Annotated in this window: 7 protein-coding genes and 1 tRNA gene; 7 read left to right on the forward strand and 1 reads right to left on the reverse strand. The window is 44.7% G+C overall.

Features of this window, described 5'->3' with window-relative positions; translation table 11 throughout:
• Positions 1 to 818: 818 nt before the first annotated feature.
• Positions 819 to 1,454 carry an NlpC/P60 family protein gene (locus Q0257_RS02810; protein ID WP_298021284.1) on the reverse strand — a complete coding sequence of 212 codons (636 nt, stop codon included), beginning with the start codon at positions 1,452 to 1,454 and terminating at the stop codon, positions 819 to 821.
• Between the two features lie 123 nt (positions 1,455 to 1,577).
• Between Q0257_RS02810 and murA the strand changes: the two genes are divergently transcribed.
• The 7 genes from murA to Q0257_RS02845 all read left to right on the forward strand — a co-directional run.
• Positions 1,578 to 2,846: a UDP-N-acetylglucosamine 1-carboxyvinyltransferase gene (gene murA / locus Q0257_RS02815; RefSeq protein WP_298021287.1), complete on the forward strand. Its 1,269-nt coding sequence runs from the start codon at positions 1,578 to 1,580 to the stop codon at positions 2,844 to 2,846.
• Positions 2,847 to 3,318: 472 nt separating this feature from the next.
• Positions 3,319 to 4,500, forward strand: coding sequence for a molybdopterin molybdotransferase MoeA (locus Q0257_RS02820; RefSeq protein ID WP_298021290.1), 1,182 nt, complete (start codon positions 3,319 to 3,321; stop codon positions 4,498 to 4,500).
• 61 nt (positions 4,501 to 4,561) lie between these two features.
• A tRNA-Gly gene (locus Q0257_RS02825) sits at positions 4,562 to 4,636 on the forward strand.
• Between the two features lie 76 nt (positions 4,637 to 4,712).
• Positions 4,713 to 5,267, forward strand: a complete 555-nt coding sequence (locus tag Q0257_RS02830) for a UbiX family flavin prenyltransferase (RefSeq protein ID WP_298021292.1) — start codon at positions 4,713 to 4,715, stop codon at positions 5,265 to 5,267.
• A complete protein-coding gene (coaD, locus tag Q0257_RS02835) occupies positions 5,267 to 5,743 on the forward strand; it encodes a pantetheine-phosphate adenylyltransferase (protein ID WP_177387474.1) in 477 nt (158 codons plus the stop codon). Before Q0257_RS02830 ends, coaD begins: the two co-directional genes overlap by 1 nt.
• A gap of 72 nt (positions 5,744 to 5,815) precedes the next feature.
• Complete coding sequence (locus Q0257_RS02840) at positions 5,816 to 6,889, forward strand: hypothetical protein (protein WP_298021295.1); 1,074 nt, start codon at positions 5,816 to 5,818, stop codon at positions 6,887 to 6,889.
• Between the two features lie 54 nt (positions 6,890 to 6,943).
• On the forward strand, positions 6,944 to 7,598 hold a 655-nt coding region (locus Q0257_RS02845; protein WP_298021298.1), incomplete at its 3' end, for a hypothetical protein.

A 7,598-nucleotide genomic window follows, 5' to 3' on the forward strand; every position in this document is an offset into this window, starting at 1 on the left:
AAAAATAGGACATTCGCCACAATGATCGCGAGAGTAAATTTGCCTGATTGCATGAAACTCCTTAAATTTTTCACGCATAGTAGCAAAATTTTGATTAAATTAAAGGCGTCATGTAATTTTATAGGCTCGAGATAAATTATAGATAAGCTAGCATCAAAATTTTGGCGAATAGTTTTAATTGCAAGCGCCTTATCAAAATAGCTGCGTTAAAATTTAAAATGTTAGATATAAAACTTTAAACTAAAATTTCCTTAATAAAATTTAGATCGTAAATCTTTTTTGAAAGTTTTACGTAATTTATAAAGTTTATCTGATATCAATTAAAAAAAACATGCCGTTATTTAAAAACAATAAAATTTTAGTTATATGAAGCTATTTCGTAGAATTTTATGTATAATTATAAGTATAATTTCACCAAGAATAATAAAAATTTGAGTTTAAATTAATTTCAAAATAAATTTTTAGAGTAATATTTTATTAAATGCTTGTTATATATAATTACGCGTTAAAAATGCTAATTTGATTTGCCATAACAGCATCAAAGTGAATTTTTATTCATAAGTTTTTGCTGCAGGAGTTTAAAAGCCATAAAAATTTTAAAATTTGATTAGAATTTTAGGAATTTAATAAATTCTACAAAGCTAGGTTACAGCTAAAATCCCAAGCGAAATTATCTGCAAAATTTTATTTGGAATTTTAGAGCATAAATCAAACCGCCGCGAATTTTTAAAAGGTCTAACGAAATTTCATAAAACCTAATAAATTCCAAAAGTTATAAGAAATTTTTCAAAAAATACGGCGAAAGAATTTTCAAAATTCTAGTTATTCACCCGTCCGTATCCTGCGAAGCGGTTCGATGCTAGGCAGCTTATGCGGTCTTTGCCGCAGCGCACGATATAGCTATTTTCCATCTTTTGCCCCGCTACATGGACGTTTTTCTTATTTAAATTTACGAAGTCCGCTTGATTTCTACCACGAGTATTGTGGACGAATTTCACGCGACCATCAGCATAGATCTCGCGCACGATGCCGATATGGCTGATCTCGTTATTGACCTTGCCTTTGTTAGAGCGCAAGGTGTTTTGGAAAAACACCAAATCCCCCACTCGCGGCGTATTGCTGAGTAAATTTCTACGGCTGTAATAATTATATATTGCTTGGGATTTGCGTCCGTTTGTGAAGTATTTTGGCAGATCTTTTGAGTTAAAAAATAGATCATCGTATTTATCATTTAGCACGGTGATAAATCCGCTGCAGTCCCCTCCCGCGCGAGTGCCGGTGTAATCGTCTACAGATGCGATTAGCGGGCGGTTAAACTCGCTTCCCGGCACCGAAGTTATTCCTTCTTCATGATCGTTTAAGACATACGCTTGCTGGCTGCCGGCAGACGGGACTTTTGAGGAGCAACCGACCAGTAAAAACGCACCCAAAGCGCAAATAATTAGTTGTTTCATATAAAATCCTTATAAAATTATGTAACGATTAAATTTGGGCGTAATTTTAGCGCTCAGTGGTAACAAAATGGTAACTTTAAAGCTAAATTCTGTATAATCGCCGAAATTTTACATGGAGAAATCATGCATTATCTACGAATTAACGGGGGCAAAAAACTAAGCGGCAGCGTCAAAATAAGCGGCGCAAAAAACGCCGCATTGCCGCTCATAGCTCTATCTATCCTTTCAAAAAAAGAAGTCGTAATTAAAAATTTACCCGCAGTTTCCGATATCCACACGCTAATTCAGCTGCTTTCAAATTTAGGCGCAAAGTGCGAGTTCCTTGACGCCAATACCGCCAAAATCGATCCGCGCGAGATAAACTCGACTAAGGCGATCTACGACATAGTGCGTAAAATGCGCGCTTCGATCTTGGTGCTAGGGCCGCTTTTAGCGCGGTTTAGACACTGCGAGGTAAGCCTTCCGGGGGGCTGTGCAATCGGCGCAAGACCGATCGATCTGCACCTTAGCGCGCTTGAAAAGATGGGCGCGGAGGTTAAGATCGAGCAGGGTTACGTCGTTTGCACCGCAAAAAAGGGGCTTAAGGGCGCGACTATAAATTTTGACAAAATTACCGTCACCGGCACCGAAAATATCGTAATGGCGGCTGCCTTAGCAAGCGGCACCACGCATATCATAAATGCGGCAAAAGAGCCCGAAGTGATCGCCGTTTGCAACGCATTAAAAAGCGCAGGCATCGACATAGAGGGCATCGGCACGAACGAAATCCTCATCAAAGGAAGCGGCGGCGAGCTTTTAGGCTTGGATGAAATTTCGATTATTCCCGATCGCATCGAGGCGGGCACCTATCTGTGCGCGGGCGCGATCACGGGCTCCCGCATCACGATCACGCACGCTTGCGCGGCTCATCTTGGCGCCGTGCTTGCAAAATTTGAGGATATGGGTTTTAAATTTGAAATTTCAAACGGCGGCGACGAGATCACGATCCTGCCTGCTTCAAAGATCAAACCCGTAGAGATCATCACGAGCGAATATCCGGGCTTTCCTACCGATATGCAGGCGCAGTTTATGGCGCTGGCGTGTGTAGCCACGGGCGTCAGCACCATCGACGAGAGGCTTTTTGAAAACCGCTTTATGCACGTTAGCGAACTCTCAAGAATGGGCGCGGATATCCGTTTAAACGGGCACATCGCGACGATCAGCGGCGGCAAGCTAAACGGCGCGGACGTTATGGCGACCGATCTGCGCGCTAGTTCGGCTCTCGTTTTAGCCGCCCTTGCGGCGCGCGGCGAGAGCAAAATACATAGAATTTACCATCTAGATCGTGGATATGAGAGGCTGGAAGCTAAGCTTGGTGCGCTTGGCGCGGACATACAGAGGCTTGAGGAATGAAGACTTCGGAATAAAAAACTTGTGCAAGCAAGCGATGCGGGATTTTACGCAAAACGCGTTTTGAAATGCCACGCTACGTAAGAGCCACGTAAATTCTATCAGCAGCAATGCATTAAATCGCTAAAGCTAAATGCGGCGGACTTTTGAAGGAAATGCTGGTAGAATTTCAAGGATGAGTTCCTTAAGAATTTAAGTGGCGAACTTTGGTAAAATTTAATGAACTAGCCGTGGTGGAATTCTTTAAGCACATGCGAGCGGAATTCCTAAGGCAAAGCGGAATTTTACGAGTGATATGCTTTGAAATTTTAAGCAACGCTCGCATTAAAATAAGGCAAGTTTGAGCCCGTAAAATTTCGCGCATTTATTTGGGTAAATTTTGCTTTGCAAGCTTTGGCAAAACATAGAATTTAAGACTATGTGAGGTCTTAACTGCGCGAATTTAAAATGTAAAAAATGATAAAAAGGACTTAAAATGATAGGAATAAATGAGGCTATAGATTTGGCTACGGCTAGAATCACATCAAGCAGGCAGAGCAAAAAGGTGCCTCTTCCCAGCGCCCTAGGTCGCATTCTTTCTAGCGATATTTCTGCGATTAAAAACCTACCATGCTTCGATAATTCGGCGCTTGACGGCTATGCCTATGCGGCGGACTTCAAAGACGAAAAGCTAGATATCGTAGAGCCTACGATTTTTGCAGGAGACGAAAAATTCTACGAAATCAAGGCCGGACAGGCGCAAAAGATAATGACCGGCGCGCCAATGCCTGCAGGCGCGGACTCTGTCGCGAGGCTAGAGGATGTAGACGCGCAAGACGGAACTCTAAAAATCCCTGCTTCCGTTCATGCCCACGACGGCTTTCGTAAAAAAGGCGAGGAGGTGCGCGTGGGCGAGCTTTTATTGCGCCGTGGCGAAATTTTAAACCCTGCTAAAATCATGCTTCTTGCCGCGCAAGGAATTTACGAAGTGGATGTTTACGCGCGTCCTAAAATCGCCTTATTTTCCAGTGGAAACGAGCTAAAAGAGCCGTGGCAGAGCGCAAGTGAGCGCGAAATTTATAATGCCAACTCTAGCGGCATTGCTGCATTGCTGCAAAAATACGGCTTTGAAAACAAGTATTTAGGGATTTTAAAGGATGATTTTAGCGCGGTTTGCGAGGCGCTAGATACTGCTACGCGTAAATTTGACGTGCTAATTACCAGCGGTGGAGCAAGTGCTGGGGAGGCGGATTTTATGCAAAGCGCTATGAGCGAACTTGGATTTTTGCAGGTTTTCGATCACATTGATATCAAGCCCGGCCGCCCCAGCAAGTGCTTCGCAAAAGACGGCAAATTCGTCTTTGCAATGGCAGGCAATCCGATGGCTGCTTTCGTGCTTACGCGCGCAGTCATACTACCGATCTTATTTAAGCTTAGCGGCGCAAGTGAGGCTTTTAGCGCAGAAGCGGCGATCTATGCCAAGCTCGCAAGCGATCTGAAACTAAAAAGTGGCAGAGTAAATTTAACCGTAGGCGCATACGAAGGCGGAGTTTTTACGCCTATGCCGTCGCCTTCTGGGCGCATCAGACCGCTGGCTGCGGCATCGCATTTTTTCTTGGCTGATCCCGAATGCGACAAAGTTCGCGCTGGAGAAATCGTAAAAATTTATGAAATTTAAGCGAGAAATTATTGACAAATGAAAATTTATAGGCTACAATCGCGCTTTATTTTTACCGCATGCGGGAATAGCTCAGTGGTAGAGCGCAACCTTGCCATGGTTGATGTCGCGAGTTCGACTCTCGTTTCCCGCTCCATCTTAACTTCAAATTTTAAAATTCCTTCCGTTTCGCTCGCTTTTAAACCGCAAAATTTCGATATGAAAGCCTTGAAATGAAAATTTTAGTTTGCGTAAGCGGCGCGAGTTTTTGCGAGATCGGGCTTGATCTGCTTAAATTTCTTGCCAGCTCGCCGCATGAAATCCATGCCGTAATTACGCAGGGGGCGCGCCGCGTCCTGAGCGCCGAAAGCGGCATAGATGCGAACGAGGCTTTAAAATCCGCGGAATTTAGGAGCATAAAATTTTATCCCGATACCGATCTGGCCGCGCCGCCTGCTTCAGGCTCCTTTGGCATTGATGCAGTGATCTTTGCGCCCTGCTCTATCGGCTCTTTGGCTAAAATTTACGGCGGGCTTTGCGACAGCCTAAGCACGCGCGCCGCCGCAGTCGCGCTAAAAGAGCAAAAGCGGCTAGTTCTTGGCGTGCGTGAGATGCCGCTTTCTGCGATCAGCCTGCGACAAATGAGCGAGCTAGCCGCGCTCGGCGTCATCATCGCTCCGCCCGTGATCGCAGGCTACTGCGGCGTGCAAAATTTAAAAAATTTCATAATCGGCAAGTGGTGCGACGCGCTGGGCGTGCAAAACGAGCTATTTAAAAGGTGGCAATAATGCAAAACTCAAGAAAATGTATCTATCCGGGCACTTTCGATCCTATCACGAACGGCCATCTGGACGTCATCAAGCGTGCGCTAGGGCTTTTTGATGAAGTCATCGTCGCAGTCGCGCTAAACGAGAGCAAAAAGCCCTACTTCAGCCTAAAATCCAGACTAGAGATGGCGCGAGCCGCGACACGCGGGCTTCGTGGCGTGAGCGTGCAAAGCTTTGATAATCTACTCGTGGATTTTGCTAAATCTTGCGGCGTGCGCTTCGTTATCCGCGGGCTTCGCGCGGTTAGCGACTTTGAGTACGAGCTACAGATCGGCTACGCAAACGCCTCGTTATGGGAGGAATTTGAGAGCGTGTATTTGATGCCGACGCTCAAAAACGCCTTCATCTCAAGCTCGATCGTCCGCTCCGTTTTAAGCCACGGCGGCGATGTTTCGCACCTCGTGCCGAGCGAAATTTTAAAATTTTTAAAAAAATGAGCTTGCAAGCGACTGAAATTTAGCCCGCAGACGCGGCTAAATTTAAAATTTACAAGCTGCACAGGAGATAAAATGAACGAAGCAATGGATGAGATAGAAAGACTGCGAACGTTTTTAAAAAGCGCGAGAGATGAATACAAAGCCTTAAATAAAATAGCCGAAGCGCAGGTCGTAAGTAGGCGCTGGGCGTCTGGTAGCTATATCAATTTAGAGCCGTTTTATTTCGAATATAACCGCTTCTTTAAGGGCAAAATTTTAAAAACTAAACCGAAAAAGATCGTAAACGCCTACGAATACGGCTTTGACGCGCAAGATCGCGTCGTTTTTGAAAGACAACATGACGGCAAAAAACATTTCTTTGAAAGCCTTTATTTTTGGGGGCAGGACGAAGTTTTAAAATATCATTTCGGTTGCTACAATAAAAGATGCGTAGGATGCTTCAATATAAAAAGATTTGTCTATGAGGATGGCGTGCTAAAGTCCATCTACTCGGCCTTTGACAACAACGCCTATGGGATAGAAAATTTTACTTACGAAGGCGGCAAGCTCGCACAAAGACGGGAGTATGTAGAGCACCCTCGCGCAGGCAGAAGGAATGACGTAACAAACTATGAATTTGACGCAATGGGCGAGCTAAGCTTAATAACCGAAAATGGTTATGTGCGCTATCAAAAGCCCGATAAGAATATGAGCTACAAAAAGCTTTATGAGCTCGCCGCGCAAAGGCTGCTGCCCGCGATTAAAGAGACGATCAAAAAGCACGCGCCCGCCCGTAAACTCTACTGCATAAATTTAGCTTGCGACAATAGGAGTTTGCCGCCAATCATCGGATTCGGCTCGCAAGAACAGCGCGCGCAGTGGCTTGCGCGAAAAGATGGCTGGCTTCTTTGGCTCGTTCCTGATTACGAGTTTCGAGCCGAGGTCGAAGCAGACTACGAAACGGCGAAAATTTTTGATCTTTTCAATCAAGAAACGCAGCTAAATGATAAATATGCGCAGGCTAAAAAGCTCATTTGGGAGTGCGTGAAGCAGCTCAAAGCAGGTCTTGGCGAATTTGCGCTCGATATGACGGATGATTTTACGATCACGGCTACCGATTGCGATCTTAGCGATCTGAGGAAAGATTTCATAGCGGTAAATCCCTAACCGATAGGCGCATAAGGGCAAAATTTAAAATTTGAAACTGCACGGGAGATAAAAATGAATAAGCAAATGGATGAGATAGAAAAATTGCGAGAGCTTTTTAAAAGCGCAAAAGATGACTACGAAGCCCTAAAAAAGAGGGCCGAAGCGCAGGCCGTAAGCAGACGCTGGGCATCGGACGAGTATATTAATTTAGAGCCGTTTTATTTTGAGTTCAACCGTTTCTCAAAAGGTAGGGTTTTAAAAGAAGCGCCCAAAAAGATCGCAAACGCCTACGAATACGGCTTTGACGCGCAAGATCGCGTCGTTTTTAAGAGGCAGTATGTGAGCGAAAAATATTTCTACGAAGAGTTTTATTTTTGGCGGCAGGATGAAATTTTAAGCTACCGATTTGATTATTACGATAAAAAATGCGTGAACGTAAAAAGATTTGTCTATGAGGATGGCGCGCTAAAATCCATCTACTCGGCTTTTGCGAGCGAAGGCTACTGGATAGAGAATTTCGCTTACGAAGGCGGCAAGCTCGCGCAAAAGCAGTGGCGCGGTACGGATCCATACGGAGGCAAATTCAACCGCGTCATAAACTACGAATTTGACGCGATAGGCGAGCTAAGCTTAATAGTCGAGGACGGCTACGTGCACTACAGAAAACCGGATAAAAAAATGAGCTACAAAAAGCTCTATGAGCTCGCCGCGCAAAGGCTGCTACCCG

This window comes from uncultured Campylobacter sp. (genome assembly GCF_938018035.1).
Lineage (GTDB): Bacteria > Campylobacterota > Campylobacteria > Campylobacterales > Campylobacteraceae > Campylobacter_B.